Annotated in this window: 18 protein-coding genes; 12 read left to right on the forward strand and 6 right to left on the reverse strand. The window is 65.6% G+C overall.

Annotated elements, in window-relative coordinates:
* Nucleotides 1–142: 142 nt before the first annotated feature.
* Complete coding sequence (locus tag ACQR07_RS35460) at nucleotides 143–700, forward strand: HNH endonuclease (RefSeq protein ID WP_009025578.1); 558 nt, start codon at nucleotides 143–145, stop codon at nucleotides 698–700.
* Nucleotides 701–904: 204 nt separating this feature from the next.
* On the opposite strand, the gene ACQR07_RS35465 is transcribed toward ACQR07_RS35460, so the two are convergent.
* The 6 genes from ACQR07_RS35465 to ACQR07_RS35490 form a co-directional block, all read right to left on the reverse strand.
* Nucleotides 905–2,896, reverse strand: coding sequence for an alpha-glucosidase (locus tag ACQR07_RS35465; protein ID WP_434906727.1), 1,992 nt, complete (start codon nucleotides 2,894–2,896; stop codon nucleotides 905–907).
* A 32-nt stretch (nucleotides 2,897–2,928) separates the two neighbouring features.
* On the reverse strand, nucleotides 2,929–3,780 hold the full coding sequence (locus ACQR07_RS35470) for a carbohydrate ABC transporter permease (protein WP_434906683.1): 852 nt from the start codon (nucleotides 3,778–3,780) through the stop codon (nucleotides 2,929–2,931).
* Between the two features lie 2 nt (nucleotides 3,781–3,782).
* Entirely contained in the window at nucleotides 3,783–4,697 is a 915-nt protein-coding gene (locus tag ACQR07_RS35475; RefSeq protein WP_434906684.1) for a carbohydrate ABC transporter permease, read from the reverse strand.
* Nucleotides 4,697–5,932: an ABC transporter substrate-binding protein gene (locus tag ACQR07_RS35480; protein WP_434906685.1), complete on the reverse strand. Its 1,236-nt coding sequence runs from the start codon at nucleotides 5,930–5,932 to the stop codon at nucleotides 4,697–4,699. The genes ACQR07_RS35475 and ACQR07_RS35480 overlap by 1 nt, the downstream gene beginning before the upstream one ends.
* Before the next feature lie 55 nt (nucleotides 5,933–5,987).
* Nucleotides 5,988–7,061: an ABC transporter ATP-binding protein gene (locus tag ACQR07_RS35485; RefSeq protein WP_434906686.1), complete on the reverse strand. Its 1,074-nt coding sequence runs from the start codon at nucleotides 7,059–7,061 to the stop codon at nucleotides 5,988–5,990.
* A 153-nt stretch (nucleotides 7,062–7,214) separates the two neighbouring features.
* On the reverse strand, nucleotides 7,215–7,922 hold the full coding sequence (locus ACQR07_RS35490) for a GntR family transcriptional regulator (protein ID WP_434906687.1): 708 nt from the start codon (nucleotides 7,920–7,922) through the stop codon (nucleotides 7,215–7,217).
* Between the two features lie 111 nt (nucleotides 7,923–8,033).
* On the opposite strand from ACQR07_RS35490, the gene ACQR07_RS35495 reads away from it, so the two are divergent.
* The 11 genes from ACQR07_RS35495 to prfH all read left to right on the forward strand — a co-directional run bounded on the left by ACQR07_RS35495 (nucleotide 8,034) and on the right by prfH (nucleotide 22,506).
* Nucleotides 8,034–9,191: an LLM class flavin-dependent oxidoreductase gene (locus ACQR07_RS35495; RefSeq protein WP_434906688.1), complete on the forward strand. Its 1,158-nt coding sequence runs from the start codon at nucleotides 8,034–8,036 to the stop codon at nucleotides 9,189–9,191.
* Nucleotides 9,191–10,084 (forward strand): aldo/keto reductase, encoded by an 894-nt coding sequence (locus ACQR07_RS35500; protein WP_434906728.1) that lies wholly within the window; start codon nucleotides 9,191–9,193, stop codon nucleotides 10,082–10,084. Before ACQR07_RS35495 ends, ACQR07_RS35500 begins: the two co-directional genes overlap by 1 nt.
* A gap of 251 nt (nucleotides 10,085–10,335) precedes the next feature.
* Nucleotides 10,336–12,297, forward strand: coding sequence for a putative bifunctional diguanylate cyclase/phosphodiesterase (locus ACQR07_RS35505; protein ID WP_434906689.1), 1,962 nt, complete (start codon nucleotides 10,336–10,338; stop codon nucleotides 12,295–12,297).
* Between the two features lie 689 nt (nucleotides 12,298–12,986).
* Nucleotides 12,987–13,967, forward strand: coding sequence for a phosphotransferase enzyme family protein (locus tag ACQR07_RS35510; protein ID WP_434906690.1), 981 nt, complete (start codon nucleotides 12,987–12,989; stop codon nucleotides 13,965–13,967).
* A gap of 427 nt (nucleotides 13,968–14,394) precedes the next feature.
* Nucleotides 14,395–14,847, forward strand: coding sequence for a hypothetical protein (locus ACQR07_RS35515; RefSeq protein WP_434906691.1), 453 nt, complete (start codon nucleotides 14,395–14,397; stop codon nucleotides 14,845–14,847).
* 509 nt (nucleotides 14,848–15,356) lie between these two features.
* Nucleotides 15,357–16,394 (forward strand): helix-turn-helix transcriptional regulator, encoded by a 1,038-nt coding sequence (locus ACQR07_RS35520; RefSeq protein WP_434906692.1) that lies wholly within the window; start codon nucleotides 15,357–15,359, stop codon nucleotides 16,392–16,394.
* A 409-nt stretch (nucleotides 16,395–16,803) separates the two neighbouring features.
* Nucleotides 16,804–17,136 (forward strand): hypothetical protein, encoded by a 333-nt coding sequence (locus tag ACQR07_RS35525; RefSeq protein ID WP_434906693.1) that lies wholly within the window; start codon nucleotides 16,804–16,806, stop codon nucleotides 17,134–17,136.
* A gap of 161 nt (nucleotides 17,137–17,297) precedes the next feature.
* Nucleotides 17,298–18,857, forward strand: coding sequence for a hypothetical protein (locus tag ACQR07_RS35530; protein WP_434906694.1), 1,560 nt, complete (start codon nucleotides 17,298–17,300; stop codon nucleotides 18,855–18,857).
* Nucleotides 18,858–18,923: 66 nt separating this feature from the next.
* Nucleotides 18,924–20,201, forward strand: a complete 1,278-nt coding sequence (locus ACQR07_RS35535) for a hypothetical protein (protein WP_434906695.1) — start codon at nucleotides 18,924–18,926, stop codon at nucleotides 20,199–20,201.
* A 545-nt stretch (nucleotides 20,202–20,746) separates the two neighbouring features.
* On the forward strand, nucleotides 20,747–21,886 hold the full coding sequence (locus tag ACQR07_RS35540; protein WP_434906696.1) for an RNA ligase RtcB family protein: 1,140 nt from the start codon (nucleotides 20,747–20,749) through the stop codon (nucleotides 21,884–21,886).
* Complete coding sequence (gene prfH / locus ACQR07_RS35545; RefSeq protein WP_434906697.1) at nucleotides 21,883–22,506, forward strand: peptide chain release factor H; 624 nt, start codon at nucleotides 21,883–21,885, stop codon at nucleotides 22,504–22,506. The genes ACQR07_RS35540 and prfH overlap by 4 nt, the downstream gene beginning before the upstream one ends.
* Nucleotides 22,507–22,557 lie beyond the last annotated feature (51 nt).

A 22,557-nucleotide genomic window follows, 5' to 3' on the forward strand; every position in this document is an offset into this window, starting at 1 on the left:
GCGGCGGGCGGGTTCCGGCGTCCGTCGCGGGGCGGGAGAAGCCGTGTCAAGCCATTCTTGGGGCTTCACAATCCCGTCACGCTGCATGTAGTATGTCAGGGCATGCTGCTTCGCAGCCGTACATGGAGGCCAGGAGCGTTACTTGAACGCACATGTCTCACAAGGCGGTTGGCCGGTGTTGGTGCTGAACGCGGACTTCCGGCCGCTGAGTTATTACCCGCTATCGCTTTGGTCCTGGCAGGACGCGATCAAGGCGGTGTTCCTCGATCGCGTCAACATCGTGGAATATTACGACCGCGCGATCCGAAGTCCGTCCTTCGAAATCCAGCTGCCCAGCGTGGTGTCGCTGAAATCCTTCGTCAAGCCGACCACGCACCCCGCCTTCACCCGCTTCAACGTCTTCCTGCGCGACCGCTTCGCCTGCCAGTACTGCCACTCCGGCGACGATCTGACCTTCGACCACGTCATTCCGCGCAGCAAGGGTGGCCAGACCACCTGGGAAAATGTCGTCGCCGCCTGCTCGCCCTGCAATCTGAAGAAGGGCAACCTCACGCCGCAGCAGGCCAAGATGTTTCCCAAGCAGGCGCCCTACGCGCCGACCGTCCACCAGCTCCACCGCAACGGCCGCCTGTTCCCGCCGAACTACCTGCACGACAGCTGGTTGGACTATCTCTATTGGGACACCGAGCTCGATCCGTAGCGGCGGGCCGCACATGCGTGGCTGTGCGAGGAGTTCCCGCCTCCTCCGCGACGCCCGTAGCAGACCGGCAAATTTCGCGCGACGCCGATGACCGGCGCGAGCGCAGTGCTCATGCCGACCATTTGTCCTCGTCGCGGTGATGCTCCTCGGCGTTGAGACGATCAGCGACATCATGCGCCATCGCAGGGGCTGCCCCTCGCGCCGTTACAGCCTGCGCAGCGCCGCGAACAGCGCCGACCACGGCGATCCTTCGCGGCAGAACACCGGCGGCTGGCCCAGCGGCGCCGGCACCGTCACGGTCTGCCCGCCAGAATGGCGGGTGGCCGTCCACAGATGCACCCAGTCGGCGCCACGCGGCAGATAAGTCTCCCACTCCGTGGCCGAAGGCTTCCACACCGGGGCGACCAGGAGGTCGGGTCCGAAGAGATAGGCGTCCTGCACCTTGTAGGTCGCAGCGTCGTCCTCGAAATGCAGGAAAAGCGGCCGCTGCACCGGCAGGCCGGTCGCGGCAGCCTCCGCCGAGAGGTGCCGCAGATAGGGCGCAAGATGCACGTAGATCCGCGTCATGCGGGCGAAGTGCGCCAGCACCGCCGGATCCTGATCGATCTGCAGATTGTCGCGCGGCCGGTTGCCCTCATGTGTGCGCATGACCGGCGTGAACGCCGCCATCTCCGCCCAGCGCATCAGGAGCTCGGCGGTGCGCACATTGCCGAACAGGCTAGTATAGCCGCCGATGTCGGAGTGGTGGTAGGCGTTGCCGAGCAGGCCGCTCGACAGCGCCCCGCAGATGACGCTGACGAGGCCGTCATGGCGGGAGAAGTCGACGCTCTGGTCGCCGGCCCATAGCAGCGGGCAGTGAGCCTGCACGCCGGTGAAGCCGGCGCGCATGAAGAACACGATCTCGCCGGTGCGGCCGCGCGCCGCCACCGCGCGCGCATTGACCTCGGCCCACAGCGTCGGCCAGCGGTTGTGCAGAAGGCGCGCATCGATGCCGGCATGAAGGTGTACGTCGGTCGGCAGGTACTCGCCGAAATCGGCCATCCAGCCGGACATGCCGAGGTCGATCATCTCTTCGCCGATCACGCGCTCGGCGAACCAGGCCGCGGCCTCGGCGCGGGTGAAGTCGACCACGCCGCATTCGAACTCGCCGAAATCGACCCGGGCGGTCCCGCCCGCGGCGTCGCGCGCGAGATGGCCGGCGGCGTCAGCCTCGGCAAACAGCGTGCCGTCGACGCACAGATACGGGTTGACATAGCCGAGGAAGCGGATGCCCTCGGCGCCGAGTGCGGCGATCCGTTCGCGCAGCGCCGGATAGCGACGCTCATTGGCGCGCCAGTCCCAGAACAGCCGTGACCCGAACGAGGTCTGGCGCAGGCCGACCCAGTCCTCGCACCAGAGGCCGGACACCGCGACGCCGGCGTCGCGGATCGCCTGCAGGCGCGCGAACGAGCGCTCACCGTCCTTCAGCCCGATGATCGCGCCGCCGTAGATCCACTCCGGCAGCTGCGGCTGGCGGCCGAAGCGCAGCGACAGCGCGCCGACGAGCGCGGCAAAGCTCGGCGCAGTGAAGATCTCGATCTGCTGCGGCACCTCCCAGACCTCGATCTCGTGGAAGCCGTCATGGCGGAAGTCGAACGCCGACCACGCCGAGGTCTCGACGTGCAGGGCATAGCGGCGCGAGGAGATGAAGGTCGGCTGCGGGTAGTTGGTGGTGTAGTAATCGCCGCCGGCGCCGCCAGTACCGTCGGCGCGAAAGGTGATCTCGGTGGTCTTGTCGCGACCGACCCCGGGCTCGGACGTCCACAGCGGAAAGCGACGGCCGCGCATGTCGAAATAGGACATCTGCTCGCCGCCGCCCCAGACATGCTCGCCATCCTCCGCAACGATGCGAAACCACAGCCGGTTGATCGCGGGATCGGTGACGCGGGGAACCAGCCGGTGGCCGTCCAGGGTCAGGATCAGCGCGGCGGGCAGGCCGGCTACGGCCGCCAGGCGCACGGTGTCGCCGTCGATCTCGGCGGCGCGCAGCGCGATCCGCTCGGTCACGTAGTCGGTGATGTCGAAATTGCCGCGCAGCATCGCGATGGTTTCCTCGCCGCGGCCGACGAAGAAGGCCGGCCGCGCGCGGTCGTGCTGCAGGATGACGCGGCCGTCGGCGACGATGCGGAACCCGTCCGCGACCGGCTCGATCCGCAGCGGCGTGGGCGCCGCGATCGGTTGCTCCGGGCTCATCCCTTGATGCCTCCGACGACGAGGCCCGAGACCACCCGCTCCTGGAACGCGACGATCAGGAGCGCGACCGGCACGATGCCGACCACGAGGGCGGCCGAGATCACCGGCCATGGGAAGGAGAACTCGCCCTGGTAGAGCTGAATGCCGACCGGCAGGGTGCGAAGCGCCGGGCTCGAATTGAACGACAGCGCCATCAGGAACTCGTCCCAGGAGTTGACGAAGGCGAGGATCCCCGCGGTGAACACGCCCGGACCGCTCAGGGGCAGCACGACGTGGAGCAGCGCCCCGATCCGGGTGCAGCCGTCGATCATCGCGGCGTTCTCGAGGTCGCGGGGAATGGCCTCGAAGAACGCGACCAGCATCAACGTGCAGACCGGCAGCGACAGCACGGTGTTCGGCAGCACAAGCGCGATCCAGGTATTGAGCAACCCGAGCCCGCGCAGCGTCTCGAACAGCGGCACCAGCAGGGTCACCAGCGGAAAGGTGGAGACGCCGATGATCACGAACAGGATCGCCTGGCGGAAGCGCAGGTTCAGCCGCGCCAGCGCATAGGCGGCCAACACGCAGATGAACAGGGTGAGGAGCGTCGACAGCAGCGCGACCATCAGGCTGTTGAACAAAAAGACGAGCAGCTGCTGGTCGGTGAACGCCCTGACATAGTTGACGAGGGTCGGCGCATGCGGTGCCCAGGTGATGGGCTTGGCGGTCAGCTCGGACTCCGTCTTCAGCGAGGTGAAGAGGATCCACAGCGCAGGAAACAGGCCATTGATCAGCAGCGTCGAGGCGGCGATCAGCCGCAGCACACGGCCCGGGATGGACGGCGGCGGGGCGGGGTCGGTGGTCGCCATGGCTAGCTCCGGATCACGCGCAGATAGACCACAGAAACGGCCATCGAGATCGCGAACATCACCACCGCGAGCGCCGATCCGTAGCCGAGATCGAGAAAGGAGACCGTGTTCTGGTGGATGTACATCGCCAGCGTCGAGGTCGAGGTGCCGGGCCCGCCGCCGGTCATGGTGTAGGGGATGTCGAAGGTCTGCAGCGAGGTGATGGTGCGGAAGATCAGCGCGACCACGATCGAGGGCTTGAGCAGCGGCAGCGTGATCTCGAAGAACTGGCGCAGCCGGCCGGCGCCGTCGACGTCGGCCGCCTCGTAGAGCGAGCGCGGAATGGTCTGCAGCCCCGCGAGGATTAGGAGCGCCATGAACGAGGAGGTCTTCCAGATGATGGTCAGGCAGATCGCCGCGAACGCCCAATTCGGCGAATTGAACCAGATGACGCCCTGGATGCCGAGGCGCCGCAGCACGTCGTTGACGATGCCGTATTCGGAATGAAAGAACCACGCGAAGATCAGCCCGGCGAAGGCGAGCGGCAGCGCCCAGGGCACGAGCAGCGCGAGGCGGACCGGCCACTTCATGCGGAAAGGCAAATTGGCGAGCAGCGCCAGCGCAAGGCCCGTCAGCAGCGCGCCGGGAACGGTGATCAGCGTGATCAGCAGCGTGTTCCAGGTGGTCTCCCAGAACACCGGATCCTCCATCACCAGCGTGTAGTTCTCCAGGCCGACGAACCTTGCCGGAAGCCCCGAGGTCAGGGAGAGGCTGAAGAGGCTGGTGTAGAACAGCCTCGCGACCGGATAGGCGATGATGACGGCGAGCAGCAGCGCCGCCGGGGTCAGCAGCAGCACCGCCAGCGTCCGGTCGTCGGGATCGAGCCAGCGCGACCAGGCGCGGTCGCGCAGCCCGTCGGGAGCGGGGCCCTGCGGCATCAGCGCAGGATGCGCTTGAGCCGGCCCTCGATCTGGCCGGCGCCGTCCTCCGGCGTGATCACGCCTGACAGCACCGAGTTGACCGTGGTGCGGATCGCATCGCTGACCTCGTTGTAGCGCGCAGTCACCGGCCGCGCCTTGGCGGTCTGCACGACGTTCAGGGCCTCGCCGAACCACGGCACCGCCTTCAGCACCTCCGGATCGCGGTAGGAGGCCGCGACGGTCGGCAGCAGCGAGCCGTTGATCGCCATGAAGGACGACACGTCCTGGCTGGCGAGATAGCTGACGAGCTTGCGCGCCTCGTCCTTGTGGGTCGAGTAGGCGGAGACGCCGAACTCCCAGCCGCCGAGGCAGCTCGTCTGTTCGCCGCCGCCGAGCGCCGGCAGGCGGGCGACGCCGACCTTGCCGGCCACGGCGGATTCGGCGCCCTGGAACAGCGCCCAGGCATAGGCCCAGTTGACCGCGAAGGCGACGTTGCCGGCCTGGAACTCCTTGCGCGTGTCGTCGGTCGCGACCTCGGAGATGTTCTTCTTGGCGACGCCCTGGTCGACGAGGTCCTTCCACAGCTTCAGCGACTTGACCGCCGCGTCGCGGTCGAAGGTCAGCCGGCCGTTGCTGACCAGCGTCTTGCCCTGGCTCCAGTAGGGCAGCAGGAAGGTGCAGACCGCGCCCTCGATCGCCTTGCCCTGGAACGACAGGCCCTGCAGGTTCGGATTCTTCTCGCCCTCGGTGATCTTCTTCGCCGCGGCCGCGAGTTCGTCCCACGTCTTCGGCGGCGCGATAGCGTATTTGTCGAGCAGGTCCTTGCGGTAATACAGGAACATGGCGTCGGCGAAGGCCGGCAGCGCCACCACCTTGCCGTCCACCGTGTTGGCGTCGACATAGGCGGCGAGATATTTCGTCATGTCGACATTGTCGAGCGGCACGGTCCAGTTCGCGGCGGCATATTGCGCCGGCCGGATCACGTCGAGCGCCAGGATGTCGAGGCTCGGGTCCTTGGCCGACATCACCGTGTTCAGGTACTGCGCCTGGAGTTCGGAGGTCGCGCCGCCGGATTCGATGGCGATGGTGACGCCCGGGTTCTTCGCCTCGTACTGGTCGAACACCTTGCGCCAGACCTGCGGCTGCTGCTGGGTCGAGATGAAGATCCGGAGCGGCGTATCGGCCGACGCCGGCGGTGAAGCGCCCTGCAGGGCGGTTGCCATTAGGGCGGCGGCCAGTAGTTTCAGTTTCATGGGGACCTCCCTGTCCTCTTCCGAGACCGTCGGCGGCCCGAGGCCGCCTTGCCGATCAGTTGATGATCTGCCCGCTATCCGCATCGAACAGGTAGACCTTCAAAGGATCGATGCCGATGTTGAAGCGTTCTCCGCTGCTTGGCCGCATGTCCGGCGCGAGCCGGGCCGTCAGCCGCTGTCCGCCGATGTCACAGTGCACCAGCGTGTCCGATCCGAGCGGCTCGACGACCTGCACGTCGACCGGCAACGCGAACGGCGCTCCCGGCAGCCCCAAATGTTCCGGACGGACGCCGAACAGCAGCGTCCGTCCCTCCAGCGTCTGCGCGGAGGCCAGCGGCAGGGCGGCGAGCGGCAGCGCGGCGCCGTTGCCGAACGTCAGGCTGCCGTTCTCGATCCGCACGGTCACGAAGTTCATCGGCGGCGAACCGATGAAGCCGGCGACGAAGGCATTGCGCGGCCGGTTGTAGATCTCGTCCGGCGTGCCGATCTGCTCGATCACGCCGCCCCGCATGATGACGATGCGGTCGGCGAGCGTCATCGCCTCCACCTGGTCGTGCGTCACATAGACGATGGTGGTGCGGATCTGCTGGTGCAGCCGCTTGATTTCGGTGCGCACCTCGGCCCGCAGCTGCGCATCTAAGTTGGAGAGCGGCTCGTCGAACAGGAAGACGCGCGGGCGACGGACCATCGCGCGGCCCATCGCGACGCGCTGGCGCTGGCCCCCCGACAGCTGCGCCGGCCGGCGCTCGAGCACCTCGGAGAGGCCGAGCAGCTCTGCGACACCCGTGATCCGGTTGCGGGCCTCCTCGGCGGCCACGCCGCGCACCCGCAGCGTGAAGGCGAGGTTCTCGCGAACCGTCTTGTGCGGATAGAGCGCGTAGTCCTGGAACACCATCGCGACGTCGCGCGCACGCGGAGGCAGGCGGTTCATCACCTGGTCGTCGATCCGGACCTCGCCGGCCGAAATCGGTTCCAGGCCTGCGATCATCCGCAGCGTGGTCGATTTGCCGCAGCCGGACGGGCCGACGAGCACGATGAACTCGCCATCTGCGATCTCGAGGTCGATGCCGTGGACGACGGTCTGCGAGCCAAAGCTCTTCTCCAGCTTCCGCAGGCTCACGGATGCCACGCTTCCCCCCGATCGGGCGGCTCGCCGCCGCCATTTGCTGCCGTCATTTGCAGTCTTGCATCTGCAGCCTTGCGCGCAGGATTCTTACCATCCGACCAAGAGAAATCAATGATGCAGCAATTTCGTCCGATGCGGCAAGTTTGGAAGAATTTGTCACCTGAGGCGCGAAACGTAGACGGCGACCGCGGGGTCGAACCAGGTCTGCGAGACCTCGGGGATGCTCCGGTCTGCCGCCCGGCTGAGCCGCATGACATGGGGGACCGGGCTGCCCGGCCGCAGCGCGAAATCCTTCGGCGCCCAGTCCGGCACCTCGCCAAGGCCGATGCGGTCCTCCGCGGTTTCGATGAAGAGGTTGAGGCGCGTGCGATAGAAAAGGTACAGGGATTCCAGAAGATCACCCTTGGAAAGGCGTTCGGCACAGGAGCCGTCGAGCCAGATCTCCTCGAGCGCAGCGGGCCGGCCGGAGATCGCGCGCAGGCGGCGGATGCGGTGGGCGTGGTCGGCACTGCCGAACGGGGGCAGATGGCGAGGCTTGCGCAGTCTCTTCAGCTCGAGCACTCGCGCGGTGGGAAGCCCGCCGCCGCCGCTCGCCAGTTCGAGCCTGAACATCGAATAGATGCTGTTCTGCGGCGAACCGGCGCGGATATAGTTGCCCGATCCCTGGATGCGCTCCAGGTGCCCGCGCGCCTGCAGCTCGGCCAGCGCCTTGCGCAGCGTGCCGACGGCGATCCCGAGCGCGTCGGCCATCTCCCGCTCGGGCGCCAGCTTCTCACCCTCGACCAGGCGCCCGGCCGCCAGCTCGCGGACCAGGAATTCGGTGACCTGCATGTGGAGCGGCAGGCTTCCCAAGGGAGCCTTCATCTGAGGGCCTTCATCGGCGTTGCGTCCGTTGGCGCTGGAATTGATGCATGATTGATCTACTTGGAGATCGATGCTATGCGACCCGGCGGCATCCAGCGAGAAGTGCAGGAAATGAGCGTAGTTCCGATAACGTCCGACGGGCTCGACTCGGTCGAGGTGTCGTGGTTCTCGGCGCTGTGCTCCGACGATTATGCACTGCTAGGGATACCCGACGGCAGCCTGCGGTCAAGCTGGGAGCACTGCTCGGCGATCGTCGGCCGGGCCGAGGCGCTCGGATTTCGCAACATTCTCTGCCCCTCATCCTACCAGGTCGGGCAGGACACGCTGAGCTTCGTCGCCGGCTGTGCCTCCCTGACGCAAAACATCAACTTCCTCGCCGCGATCCGCTGCGGCGAGATGCAGCCGATCATGCTGGCGCGAACCGTCGCCACGCTCGACCACATGCTGAAGGGCCGCCTGACGCTGAACGTAATCAGTTCCGACTTCCCGGGCGAGGTCGCCGATAGCGCCTTTCGCTACCGGCGCAGCCACGAGGTGGTCGCCATTCTCCGCCAGGCCTGGACCCGCGACACGATCGATTTCGACGGCAAGATCTACCGTTTCGGCAATGTCAGCACCGCGCCGGCCAAGCCCTATCAGCAGAACGGCGGCCCGCTGCTCTATTTCGGTGGCTATTCGCCGGACGCGCTCGAACTCTGCGGCGCGCAGTGCGACGTCTACCTGATGTGGCCGGAGACCAGGGAGCAGCTCGCGGAGCGGATGCGCGCGGTGCACGCGCGGGCGCAGGCGCACGGGCGGACGCTGGACTACGGCCTGCGCGTGCACGTGATCGTGCGCGACACCGAGGCCGAGGCCCGCGACTATGCCGAGCATCTCGTCTCCCGCCTCGACGACGAATATGGCCGCCTGATCCGCGAGCGCGCGCATGACAGCCAATCGCTCGGGGTCTCCTACCAGCAGCGGACGCGCGAACTCGCCGACAAGTTCGGCTATGCCGAGCGCCATCTGTGGACCGGCATCGGGCGGGCGCGTTCCGGCTGCGGCGCGGCGCTGGTCGGCTCGACCGACCAGGTCCTGTCGACGCTCGAGGATTACCGCCGCATGGGCATTCGCGCCTTCATCCTGTCCGGCTATCCGCATCTTGACGAGGCCGAGCATTTCGGCCGCAAGGTGCTGCCGCAGATGAAGACCTGTTCGCTGCCGCACGAATATGGCCGGGTGCCCGCCCAGACACCGCCGACACCGCTCGGCAACGGACAACGCCGATGATGACCCGCTTGAGGCTCGCCGACGATCTCGACATCAGCCGGATCGTGTACGGCATGTGGCGCGTCTGCGATGATGCGGACACCTCGCCGGCGCGGGTCCAGCGCAAGATCGAGACCGCGCTCGCCTGCGGGATCACCACCATCGACCAGGCCGACATCTATGGCGGCTACACCGCCGAATCCGTGCTGGGCGCCGCCTTGCGCGCCGCGCCTCAGCTGCGCGACCGCGTCGAGATCGTCACCAAATGCGGCATCGTCGCGCCGGTCGGACGTCACGCGGCGGCGCGGATCAAGCACTACGACACCACGGCCGCCCACATCGCCGAGAGCGTGCATGCCTCGCTGCGCGCGATGGCGACCGACCGCATCGACCTGCTGCTGATCCACCGTCCCGACCCGATGATCGATCCTGAGGAGACCGGGCGCGCGCTCGACGATCTCGTCGCTTCCGGCAAGGTCAGGTCGGTCGGCGTATCCAACTTCAGGCCCTGGGACTTCACGCTGCTCCAGTCTGCGATGCGCCAGCCCCTGGTGACGAACCAGATCGAGATCAGCCTGACGTGCACGGGATGCTTCACGAACGGCGATCTCGCCTTCCTGCAGGAGCGCAGGCTGCCGGTGATGGCCTGGTCGCCGCTCGGCGGCGGCAACCTGGTTGCAGCTGCACCCGAGAGGCTGCGCACGTTGCTCGCGCGTCTCGCGGCCGACCACGACGTCGACGTCAGCGCAATCGCGATCGCCTGGCTGCTGCGGCATCCGGCCCGGCTCGTGCCGATTCTCGGAACCAACGATCCGGCGCGGATCGAGAAGGCCTGCGCGGCGCTGCGGGTCGATCTCGACCGCCAGGCCTGGTTCGAGCTTTACACTGCCGCACTCGGCCACGACGTGCCGTGACGGGCTGACGCGGAACTCGTTGCAGCTGCGCGTCGTGGCTGTGCGGAGACCGGGGCCCTCACGACGACCCCATACGCCGGGTTGCCCACCTCTCCTCCCGCGCGGCATGCGGGTGTAGTCGGTGAGCGGTATTATCTGACGGATTAACCCCACCTTAGGTCCCCCTTCAGCATGCTGTGGCGTTGCCGCGCGGGCCGCCTCCAGCACAGCCCGTTTTCGTCATTGATCCAGCAGGGCCCTTCGTTCCGCGTATGCAGACCGCTCTGACCGACCCCAAGGCGGCGGCGCTCGCGAAAGCCCAGGTGGCGAGCTCGCTGCAGAACATCTTCCTGACGCTGTTCGCGAACGTCGCCATCGCGATATCGCTGGCGCTGCTGATCTATCTGCGCGAGGGCAGCACGCTGATCCTGTGGTGGCTGGCTGCGGCCGTGGCCTTCGCCACGCTGCGCGCCGCATGGGTCTCGCGCCTGAAATCCTCCGGCAGCATCGACCGGGATCCGCAACGCGTGCTGCGCACGCTGACCACCATGGCGCTCGCCAGCGGAGTGCTGTGGTCGGTGGTGCCGCTTGGCCTGCCGGCATTCACCCACGCGCACAACGTCAACGACATCGTCTTCATCATGGCCGGCGCCACGACCGGCTCGATCATCCAGAGCCTCGCCTACTCGCAGATGGCGATCGCCTTCGGGGCGCCGCTGATGGGCGCGACGATCTTGCGCATGCTGCTGTCCGGCGGCGACGTCGGCTACGTCGTTGCCGCCGACATCGCGTTCCTGACCGTCATGCTGTTCCGCGCCGCCCGGCTTGGCGAACGTAACTTCATCGCCGGCCAGAGCACCACGATCGAGGCGACCGGGCTTGCGGATTCGCTCGCCATCGCCAACCAGAAGCTCGAGCGGCTGGTGCGGACGGATTCGCTGACCGGGCTCGCCAACCGCGGCCATTTCCGCACCGTCGCCAGCACCGCCTGCGCCGAGGGGCGCGGGGTGGCGTTCTTGTTGTTCGACGTCGACAACTTCAAGATCATCAACGACACCCGCGGCCACGACGCCGGCGACCGCGTGCTGCAGGCCGTGGCGATGCTGCTGCGCACGGCGTGCAGCGAGGGCGATCTGCCGGTTCGCCTCGGCGGCGACGAGTTCATCGTGGTGCTGCAGGGCGAGGATGCCGCCGATCGGTCGGTGGCGCTCGGCGAGCGCCTGATGCAGGCGCTGCTGCGCCCGATGATGATCGCCGGCCAGCCGCTGGGCGTGAGCTGCTCGATCGGCATCGCGGCGCATGTCGGCAGTCCGATCGACATCGAGGAGCTGTCGGCGCGCGCCGACGCGGCGCTCTACCGCGCCAAGGACGACGGCCGCGCCTGCATGCGTGTCTTCGATGCGCAGATGCAGTGCGCGCTCACGCTGCAGCGTCGTCTCGATGCCGAGCTGCCGGCCGCGCTGGCGCGCCGCGAGCTGCATGTCGAGTTTCAGCCGCAGGTCGCGATGGCGACCCAGGAGGTCATCGGCTTCGAGGCGCTGCTGCGCTGGAAGCATCCGACCGCCGGCCTTATTCCGCCGCCGGACATCGTCTCCGCCGCGATCCGGCTGCGCGTGGCCGGCCAGCTCACCGAGTTCGTCGGCGAGCGCGTCTGCGCCTTCCTGCGCGCGCTCGACCGCAAGAAGGCGCACGCCATCCGCGTCTCGATCAACGTCTCGCCGCGCGAATTCCCGATCCACTCGCCGGCGCAGACGCTCAAGCTGGTCACCGAGCGCTACGGCGTTGACCCCAGGCGGATCGAGATCGAGGTCACCGAGGAGGCGATGTTCGATCCGAAGCGCTGCGCCGACGAGCTCAAGCTGATCGATCAATACGGCTTCGCGCTCGCGATCGACGATTTCGGCGTCGGTCATTCCTCGATCACCAACCTGATGGCGGTCGAGATCGACACCATCAAGATCGACCGCTCCTTCATCGACGGCATCGCCAGCAACCGCATGGGTCAGCAGCTCGTCGCCGCCATCACCGCCGTGGCGCTGCCGCTCGGCCATCGCATCATCGCCGAAGGCGTCGAGCACGAGGCCGACGCGGAGTGCCTGCGCATGCTCGGCTGCTCCTACGGCCAGGGCTGGCTGTACGGCAAGCCGATGAAGGAGGACGACGCGATCGCCTGGCTGGTCCAGCATCGCAACGCGACGGCCGCCGCGATCGCGCCGCTGCCGCGCAGCGCGTAGTCTGCAGTTGTACGCAGCGCGTCTGATCAGGACGCGCCTGATGATCTCGCGACATCGCATGTCCGAGTTTTGCTGAACGATCCCCCTCTCGAAGCGAGAGGGTGCAGGGAAGACCGAGCCTCGGCTGAGGCCCGTGGCCCCCGTGCGGAGAAAATGCACGGGGCAGGAACCACAGGACCAGCCGGAAACGACCCGGCCTCCCCTGCGTGATGGTTGGAACGGCTGCTCCGCGCTCTCCCCGGGGACCGGCTTGTTTGCCCCCGTCATCGGCAACGACGCACGATTGTCACCGCACGAACGTCACGAACTTGACGCCAGCTTCGGGGCGCCAGGACCACACGGCTTGACCGTCCGCGAGCTGCCATTCGTCCTGCGCATCAGCGCCTGACAGGCCCGCGGCCACCACTCCCCGCCTCTCCGTATCGTGACGACGCGTACGTCCCTCTGCATGAGGACGGGATGGCCGGGAGATAAGCACGAATTACGAAAAATCGAAACAGATTTATTTTTGACGGAGGCACTGGACAAGCTCAGCCGATCGCGCGCGCAGCGCCGACTGATTTGGCCGACGGGCAGTCCGGCACAACCTGCATGCGCGAGCACGAGATTGCACGCGCGACCGCCACCTTCCACGATTCTCCGCGGCGACCTATGATGCCGACGCCCACCAACGATCCGGAACAGGCGCCGTGTCCGATCTCGAGCCGCTCTACACGACGACCAGCGCCGAGAGCATCGGCCGCCTCGTGGCGACACACTACGCGCTGCCGGAGCCGCTCGCATGCCGCATGATGAATCGCGGCTTCAACGACGTCTATCTGGTCACGGCCGCAACCGGCGAACGCTACGTCTTCCGGCTGTCGCATCACCGCGCGCGGGGACCCGCCGACGTCCGTACTGAAACCGATTTTCTCGCGCATCTCGTCCGTTGCGGCGTGCCGGTGGCCGCTGCGGTCCCGACACGTGACGGCTCGCTCTTCGTCCGCGGCCAGGCGGCGGAAGGTGCGCGCGAAGGCGTGTTGTTTCACGCGCTCGACGGCCGGACGCCCGACCCGGCCTGCCCGATCGATGCACGCGCCACAGGAGTCACTCTCGCCAGGCTGCACGATGCGGCGTCCACCTATCGCGCAGAATCGCCGCTCTACCGTTTGGATCTCGACCATCTGTTGCGTCGACCGTTGCAGCGCGTCCAGGACCTATGTCGCCTTCTCGGCGTCGGCGACGGCGCGATATACCAGGAGATCGCGGCGCGAACGGCGGCACGAATCGAGGCGTCCGACGGCCTGACCTGGACGCATTGTCACGGCGATTGCCATGGCCGCAACGGACGCATCGACGATGGCTGCGCCGTGTTCTTTGACTTCGACGATGGCGGCCCTGGCTATCTCGCCTACGACCTCGCCGTCTTCCTGTGGGCAATGCACGCGTTCGGCCGCCGGCTGCCTCAGACGTGGAGAGCTTTCGTCGAAGGCTACCGCTCGATCCGCCCGATCTCCGCTGCGGATTTCGAGGCCGCGCATGCCTTCGTCATCGTGCGCCATTTCTGGGTGATGGGCGAGCACGCCAGCCGCGCGCGCGAGTGGGGCAGCGAGCCGGTGCGCTGGATCACGCGCGAGCGTGAATATCTGGAATCCTGGGAGGCGGAGCGGCTGAGCGGACGACTGTTGTGATCGCGAAGGGGGGATGGATTGAACCAGATGGCTGCGACGGCCGACGCATGATCCGGCGCTCAACGCCACGTGCGGGCAACCGAACGTGCTGTGCGATGCAGCGCCCTCTCCCCTTATGGGAGAGGGCATCTCCGGCCCATCCGCGCACGCGGTCGGGTGAGGGGTATCTCTCCGCGAGCGACATGCGTGGAGAGATACCCCTCACCCGACCGAGTTTGCAGGGCTTTCCTACATGCCCTCTCCCACAAGGGAAAGGGCGAATCCATATATACCGGCGGATCCAATCAGCTCGACGGTGAGCTGGTCAGACGGCAACGAATCTAACGAACGGCATGCGCCGATCGTTGCGTGGTGGTGCCGGCGAGCTCGGCGACCTCCCGCAGCGACCGGGCAGAGTGACTGTACGACGGCATCGGAGATTTTGGCAGTGACGGACACAGTAACTCGCTCACGCCGGCTCGGCGCGATCGGCTGCGTGGTCGGACTTCTTGCCCTCGTCGCGGCGGTCCTGCCGCACTGGGTGCTGCCGGTGATCGATCCGCCGCCGCCGATCGACAAGGTCATCGTCGACGTCGGACACCGCGTCAAGGAGCGACTGGTGGCGCACCTGAAGGGCGTCGACTATCAGGCGCCAACGAGGGAAACCTCGTGGACCGACCGGCTGCACCAGCAACTGCCTGTGGCCGCGGTGTCGCTCGGCCTGCTCGCGATCATCCTCGGCGTGGTCGCGCAGCTCTACCGCGAAGAGCGCCACGTCGCGGCGATGGCCACGACGTTGGGCGGCTGCGCGATCGCTGTCCAACTCTCCTTCGTGCTGATGGGTGTCCTGATCGTGGTGGCGATCATCTATGTCGTCGGCGATTTCCTATCGTTGTTCTGAGCGCGGCGACGAACCACTGCATTTCCACACATGAAGAATGCCGACGGGCGGATGGCCAAGGCTTGAAGCACCCGGTCTCGCGGCCGACCGTTTCGCGCATGAGCGCTATCCACAGCGGCGTCCGAGGTCGGCCTTTTTGATCAGCACACGGATTGATGGATCGCCAGAATCGCATTACGGTGACGTCCATTAAAGGTAGCAATTTCACTCTAACGCTCCGTTAGGGTGCAGGCCCTCACTCTCATGCTGCTGCGCCTTCAGCGCAGCTGCAATTGGGTTTTTCAGGCACGCGGTCTGACCAGGCTCTCATCATACAGGGTATCTCGACGTCCAACTCGGGGCGCGGCCGAGACCATCGCATCGGCCGTCATTCGTTGCGCTGAAGCCGCACTTCAGGGACAGACGGCCGACAGGATAGCCATGCGCGCGTGCAGGCCTGCGATGACTGACGCGCGTCTCAAACAGACGAGCAACGGATCATGGGAGAGGGAATTACCAAGGCAAATCTGGTGCCGGGTGAGCTGCCCGACGACGAGTATCGCCTGCTATGGCGTCGAAGCATCGCGCCCTACTTCGATGCGGAGCCGGTCGAAAGGCCCCTCCCAGGCCGCAAGCTGCCCGACATCCAGCAGTACCATCTGGGCCTTGCAGTCCTGGCCGATTCGAACTTTCCGGCACAGCGCTTCAAGCGCGACCGCCGGTGGATGGCTCGGTACGAGGATTGCGACCATGTCCTGTTTCAGCTCATGCTTCAGGGCCACAACAGGGTGGTGAACGGCAACGCCGAGTTCACAGAACAGCCAGGCAACGTCTATGCCGTCAACCTGGCCCATCAGCTCGATGCGCAATCCGTCGACGGCCGCGCTATTACGCTGGTGCTGCCGCGCGCCCTGCTTCGCGAGCATCTCCCTTATCTGAGCGATGCAAGCGGCGCCTTTCTGCCCGATGGATCCACCGCTGCCCGTATCTTCGTCGACTATCTCGTTTCGCTCTACCGCAATCTGGCGGCGGCAAAGGCCGCCGAGGCGGACAGCCTCATTCGCACGACGATGGGACTGATGGATTCGCTGGCGATGTCCGGCGACATCGTATCGTCCGCTGCGAAAGATGCGTCCTTCGCAGCGATCTGTCGCTACATCGAGGAGCATTTGGGCGATTTCAACCTGGGAACGGAGCAGGTCTGCAAGCGCTTTCGCTGCTCGCGGTCGACGGTCTACCGGCTCTTCAAGCCTCAGGGAGGGCTGTGGCATCATATCCAACGCCGGCGGCTGATCCGATGCATGCTGACGATCACGCACCCGAAGATGCGTCATCGCCGCATCTTCGACATCGCCGTCGAATTCGGCTTCGAATCCGCCAGTCAGTTCAGCCGCTTGTTCCACGAGCATTTCGGCATGACACCGAGTCAGGCCCGCGAGGCGGGCTTCGCCGCGAAGGCCGGCCTTGGCGCACCGCTGCCGCCGGTGGGGTCGAACGCGCTCAGCACAGCCGAACTGATGGCGCGATGGGCGACGTCCCTGACCCGGCAGTTGCACCACGGCGCATGACGACGGACGACCAGCGATCGACCACATCCGAGGCGGCTGCGACTCGGACGTGATGGCGACGTATCGATCCTCACGACGCTCCCCGGGCACACGCTGATCGGTCGACCCGAACGCGCCCCTTCCACATCTGAAGTCCGACAGCCCCGTCGCCCGGCCTCAAATAGCCCGCGGCGTCACCTGCGGCTTGTCAGTTGCATCCCGCGGCCGTGATCGTCGCGTGCTGTGCAGGCCTATCCGGCCCCATCGCAATCCATCCGCCCATGCGCCGATCCCATTTGGCACGGATTGAACAGCAATCTGAGACGGACGCGCAAACGCCGTCCGAGGAGCCTAGTAGCCTGTTCCGACGATCCAGATCTGGATCGTGAACATCTCAGCACACTCACAACTCAGCCCGAGGAGACATCACATGGCAAGCGCACCTGGTTACACGGTTTGGGGAGTCATCAATCCGAACGGCACGATCCAGCAGGGCTCGTCGGCGAACTTCACCGTCGCAAGCACGCAGACCGGCGTCTACACGATCACTTTCAATCCGCCCTTCGTGAACCCGCCGGCGATCGTGGCAACCCAGTGTCAGTTCGATAGTGCGCCCGGCACTCCGATCAACGAAAGCCCGAGCGACGGCGTGGCCTGCCCGCAGGTGACGGCGAGCAACGCGACCGTGGTGACCGGCAACAGCACGGGCGCGTGGACCGCGCGCACGTTTTCATTCGTCGCGATGGGCTCGCTCGGGTCGTAGGAACCCGCAACCGGCGCTCGTTTTGGGCGCTGCACGCGTATTCCTCGCTCCGCTCGTTCGTCCGCGCATTTCACCGTCGTCATGAAGGTGACGCTTCGCGCCTGTGTCGCCGACCTCAGGGCGAGTCGTCACCGTTCCATCCATGAAAAGGATTTGCAGCCATGATCAACGTCAACGATCTTCGAACGGTCTCGTCCCAACAGGAACTTCCCTTCGGGTCTTCGAGTACCTCGAATGCCCACTGCTATCTGCGCTATGTCGTCCACGAAGTGGCGGATGCGCGGAACCTCGGGTCGGGACGCGCCTATCGCGTGGAGTGCACGGCGCGGGTCGTGGTGAGCAACGAAAGCAGCGACATCCTGCAGCAAGTCATGACCCCGCTGCCGACGCCAGGCACGACGTCGATCGTGGGCTTCCAGAACTACCCCCTGATGCTGCGCGGGACCGCCGCGTTCAGCCAACCGGCGGCGCCACTTCCGGCCGGCGTGCGCCTGCTGAACTATTCTCCGCGAACCATCAATGCGGCGATCCAGACATCGAAATCCAGCGAGCAGAACAATTCCTCCTCGACATCGTCCGAGCACACCAGCGGATCCTCGACGGCCACCACGAACAGTTACGGATTTGACGCCTCGCTCGGATTCTTCGGTAAGAGTGCAACCGGGTCGATCAGCGGTGGCTACAATCACGCCAGCACGACGGGCTCCTACGGCGCGACAACCAGCGGCTCTCAGAGCGCCTCCAACTCGGCCTTTTCAGAGAGCGACGCGATGAGCATCAAGGATTGGGGCGCCTATGCCGCGGTCGATCCGTCCGATCTGTCCGTCGCATGGCTCTGGGCGCAGGAATATCCGTGGAGCGCAGTCCAGTACCACACCTCCTCGGGAAACGCATCGGATCCGAGCGCCGGCATGACCCAGATCCATCTCCCTGCGGCGGTCGCGGATCGGATGTTCAACACGAACACGACCGTGTTTCCCCCGTCGGAACTCTCGCTGTTCGGACTCGATCTCGTCATGAAGGCCGCCTGGATCATTCCGCTGGCCAGCGCCCCAGCGAGCCAGCAGGTCCAGTTTTCACATGGCTTCGACTACGTGCAAGGCAGCCACTACCTGAGCGACACGAACCGAATACACGCAATGAGCTCTGCACCTGCGTCCTTGCAGGTCAGCTCGCCTCTCATCGACCTCACGCTGCTCGGGCTCGATCCCATCCTCGACCACGGCCTCGACAATGGCGCGGTCCTGGGCTTCCTGCCGGGAACCGCCATTGCGCTCGCGAATTCCGACAAGTTCATTTCCGGATCGAACAATCTGCAGGTGGTCGGGACCGGCTTCACCGTGCCGACGACGCAGGCGGCTCCGATGCTGGCCAGCGTCACGTCGGCCGCGGGCGCCTCGCTGACGCTGAACTTCAAGATCGTTGATCCCGACGCGCCGCTGTCCCTCCATCTGAAGCATTGGGTCAAGTCCGACGGGCCGTGCAAGCTGACCATCAGCTACAACGGCGCGTTCACCGAGACGCACTACGTCACCGCGAAGGAAGCGGAAGGCGGCAACGACAACGTGCTCGAGATCACGCTACGCAACAAGAGCTACGGCTCCGTCGAATATCGCGATTGCCTGATTCTCGGCTGCAACACGGTTGTCATCCAGATCTCACCCGCGGACGGCAGCACGGCAGCGCAATACGCGCTGAGAGCGATCGCGCTGTCGATCTGAGCGGCCAGAGTCGGGTTGCTTAAGGTTACATCGACGTCGAGATCCGGTCGCACGTGGAGATCCACAATGCCGAGAGATGATGAATCGACTGAACTACGACTACCGAACGACGCCGAACATCTGCAAGCGGTCGACTATGCGGGCGAATCTCCGAAACCGCAAAAGATAGGATCTATGTATGCGCACTACGGTGAGGGCGATATCGTCGATATGGCCATCTATCACAATGCACAGCGAGCACTGACCAATCTGCGCTCAAAAACGAAAAAGCCTCTCTATGACTTAATCGTCGGGAGGTCAGAACAACTGCGGGCTGCGCAGGAAACCGTGGGAGCTATGCGCAGGGCGTATCAAAAGGAGTTCAGAGAGACCGAAGAGAAAATCCGTGAACTTGAGCGGCAATTTATTGAAGAACTCGTGCGTCTTCCGGCACGACACAATCCGCTATCGGACGAAGTGACGAAGATAGAGCATGAGACGTACGAACGTCAGATGAAGGAATCGTTTCTCCAGCGCTTCCACAAACTGGAAATACAGAGGGCAAGACTCCTTGCCTTTTTGGAGTCGATTGAGGAGACAAAGATTTTCGGCCCCGGACGGCTTCTTCGCCTAAAAGGCGGGCTCGACAAGCTCTATATCCTCGGCCACGGCAGCGCCGGAGACCCCGAATTGTCAACCAAACTGAGTAAATCATTCTCTGTTGACTTCTCTGTTGGCGAAGTTGCTAAAAAGCTGAGAGAACTCGACTTGAGTGACGACTTTTCCGACTTTCGGCTGCTGGCATGTTATTCGGCGGACGGTGAAGAATGTTCTGATTTTGAAGAATCCGGCATGTCCACATCGGACGGGTCCGCGAAACCTCCAGCCACGGCTCAGATCTTTTTAGATGAACTGATCAAGGCCGGATTCACGGAAGCCGTCGTTTGCGGATATCATCAACTCGGCGCCCAGTTTTCGGATACCGGGCAGTCGATTCGACGTAACAGATCCGGAACTTCGCGGCGCAGCGAGGTAGCTAGAAGGTTCTTTCGGGCTGAACGCTCGCCAGCCTTCGGCCCCTCCTTGACCGCCCTACCTCAAACCGCGCGTCTGCCCGCGGCTCGTTTGTCCGTGGACAATCAGTTGACCCGACCAATATCGCGTGCCCTTGGCATGTCGCCAAGGCCTCTCAGTGACGCACGCCCGACAGATACCGCTTTGGCGGGAACCGATAGCCGCTTTTCCCCGCGGGCCTCGAATTCGCAAAGCAGACGTGACAGGCGAGCGGAAGCTCCTGCATTTGAGACGGAGGAAATGGAAGAAGCTGGAGAGGTCGCTGACGCGGCGGAGATCGCTCTCGCATGAGCGCCGGCCTGTCCTCGCACGGCGCACGTCCCTTGGGGCTACGGCTGCACGTTTCCGAGAAGTTGGGCGGTGGGGGAGTAACTCCACCATCGCTGCTTCTTCCCAGCGGCTCGCCAGGTCGCCTCGTCTCGATCAGGTGAAAGCCTCGGGTCCAGCAAGCACGACTAAGTGTCAGCATCGCTCCGATGAAGGTCGCTCGATGCGGCAGACGCGCTTCCACGCACTCATGCGTGTGGATGGACGACGCAATCAGCAGGTTCGCTGACATGGACACCGTGTCGCATCGGCCACAGCGCACAACTGATCATTCCCGCACATTGCCAAACCACTGCCCATGTGATTAGTAACCGCCGGCGTCGAGCATTTCGCTCCGCCGCACAGGAGAAAGACGATGACTGCGATCATCCGTTGCTCCGCCAGGAGCCGCCGGGCCTGATCCTCGCGTGAGGCGGGGTGTGGGTCGGCCTGCGTGCGCTCGCGCGCGCTGTTAGTCCCAGACCAGATCTCCCTGTCTTTCTCTCCCTGTCTTTCTCCAAGGTACCCACATGGGCAATTCCCATCGCGTGGACGGCCGTGCGCCGGTCCACGGCTATTACTCGTCCAGCTCCTGGATCGAGGGCGCCGCCGTGCGCCAGCTCGAAACAGTAGCTGACATCCCTGGCGTGCGCGCTGTCGCCGGGCTGCCGGATCTGCATCCCGGCAAGTTCGGACCCGTCGGCTGCGCCATTCTCGCCAACCACATCCATCCGGCCTTCGTCGGCTCCGATGCCGGCTGCGGCATGGCGCTGTATCAGCTCGATCTCGCCGCGCGCCGCATCCGCATCGACAAGGCCGCGGACCGGCTGCGCGACATCGCCACGCCCTATGACGGCGACATCGCGAGCGAGCTTGCGGCCCATGAGCTGACGCCGTCGGACTTCGACGCGTCGCTCGGCACGATCGGCGGCGGCAATCATTTCTGCGAGCTGCAGGCCGTTGCGGAAGTATTCGATGAAGCTTGCGGCATCGATCGCGACCGCGCATTCCTGCTTGTGCATTCGGGCTCGCGCGGCCTCGGCCATGCTTTGCTCGAACGGCATGTTGCGGACGGATTGAAGCCGCTTGCGCCGGACAGCGAGGACGGCCACGCCTATCTGGCGGCGCATGACCATGCGCTGCGCTGGGCAAAGCTGAACCGCAAATTGATCGCGCGACGTGCGGCGTCGGCGTTGCGCTGCGAGGCCGAGCCGTTCTGCGAATGCTCGCACAATTGCGTCGTCCATCGCAGCGAGGGCGTGCTGCACCGGAAGGGCGCGGCGCCGTCCGACCAGGGGCTCGTCGTCGTGCCGGGCTCGCGCGGCGCGCTGTCCTATCTGGTCGCGCCGCTCGCGTCGGCGCCGAAGGAGGCGCTGTGGTCGATCGCGCATGGCGCCGGACGCAAGTTCGACCGGTCGTCGATGATCGGCCGCGTCGGCGCGACCAAGTCCGATCGCGAGCGGCTGGCGCGCAATCCGTTCGGTGGCCGCGTGATCTGCGAGGACCGCGCACTGCTCGCCGAGGAGGCGCCGGAGGGCTACAAGCCGATATCAGGCGTGATTGCCGATCTGGAGTCCTTTGGACTTGCGCGCGTCGTCGCCAGCTTCCGCCCGCTGGTCACGGTGAAGAAGATCGCCACGGAGCGGCGGCAGAAGGAGGACCGCCGATGAGACGGCTGCTCCTCACCTCGGGACGCGGGCCGGCGGAATGCCGGATCGCCGTCGCGCATGCGCTGCAACGGCTCGCCGACGAAGCCGAGGCGGCCGATTGCGATGGCGCGATCGCGCAAGGCGAGACGGATCGTCACGGACCGGCCAGCGCGATCATCGTGCTGGACGGACCGGGCGCCGACGCGATCGTGCAGCGCTGGACCCGGGGCTCGCTGCTCTGGGTGTGCCGCAGCCCGCTGCGGCCGCATCACGGCCGCAAGAACTGGTTCGTCGGCGTCGTCGATCTGCCGCTGCCGCAAGAACTGCCGGCCCTGGCCGCTGCCGACGTCCGGTTCGAGAGCTTCCGCGCCGGCGGCCCCGGCGGCCAGCACCAGAACAAGACCGAGAGCGCGGTGCGCGCCGTGCATCTGCCGAGCGGGCTTGCGGCGATCGCCCGCGACGGCCGCTCGCAGCATCGCAACAAGGCCCTGGCGCTCGCGCGCCTCGCCGCCCTGCTCGACGGTCGCGCACGCGTCGCCGAGGCCGGAGAGGCACGCCTGATCCAGGCCGCGCATGATCGAGTCGAACGTGGATCGGCTGGATTGCGTTTCGAGGGTCCAGCGTTCAAGCCGGCTGGGTGATCGACGAAAGGCTGGGGAGTGAACCTCCCTGGCCGCCACATCGACGATCGG

Source organism: Bradyrhizobium sp. HKCCYLS20291, assembly GCF_051167715.1.
In the GTDB taxonomy this organism is placed as follows: domain Bacteria; phylum Pseudomonadota; class Alphaproteobacteria; order Rhizobiales; family Xanthobacteraceae; genus Bradyrhizobium.

Coding starts and splice junctions, on each gene's coding strand:
- prfH (WP_434906697.1), top strand. CDS start 21,883: ATGAGACGGCTGCTCCTCACCTCGGGACGCGGGCCGGCGGAATGCCGG.
- ACQR07_RS35540 (WP_434906696.1), top strand. CDS start 20,747: ATGGGCAATTCCCATCGCGTGGACGGCCGTGCGCCGGTCCACGGCTAT.
- ACQR07_RS35475 (WP_434906684.1), bottom strand. CDS start 4,697: ATGCCGCAGGGCCCCGCTCCCGACGGGCTGCGCGACCGCGCCTGGTCG.
- ACQR07_RS35525 (WP_434906693.1), top strand. CDS start 16,804: ATGGCAAGCGCACCTGGTTACACGGTTTGGGGAGTCATCAATCCGAAC.
- ACQR07_RS35470 (WP_434906683.1), bottom strand. CDS start 3,780: ATGGCGACCACCGACCCCGCCCCGCCGCCGTCCATCCCGGGCCGTGTG.
- ACQR07_RS35535 (WP_434906695.1), top strand. CDS start 18,924: ATGCCGAGAGATGATGAATCGACTGAACTACGACTACCGAACGACGCC.
- ACQR07_RS35490 (WP_434906687.1), bottom strand. CDS start 7,922: ATGAAGGCTCCCTTGGGAAGCCTGCCGCTCCACATGCAGGTCACCGAA.
- ACQR07_RS35495 (WP_434906688.1), top strand. CDS start 8,034: ATGAGCGTAGTTCCGATAACGTCCGACGGGCTCGACTCGGTCGAGGTG.
- ACQR07_RS35480 (WP_434906685.1), bottom strand. CDS start 5,932: ATGAAACTGAAACTACTGGCCGCCGCCCTAATGGCAACCGCCCTGCAG.
- ACQR07_RS35530 (WP_434906694.1), top strand. CDS start 17,298: ATGATCAACGTCAACGATCTTCGAACGGTCTCGTCCCAACAGGAACTT.
- ACQR07_RS35505 (WP_434906689.1), top strand. CDS start 10,336: ATGCAGACCGCTCTGACCGACCCCAAGGCGGCGGCGCTCGCGAAAGCC.
- ACQR07_RS35500 (WP_434906728.1), top strand. CDS start 9,191: ATGACCCGCTTGAGGCTCGCCGACGATCTCGACATCAGCCGGATCGTG.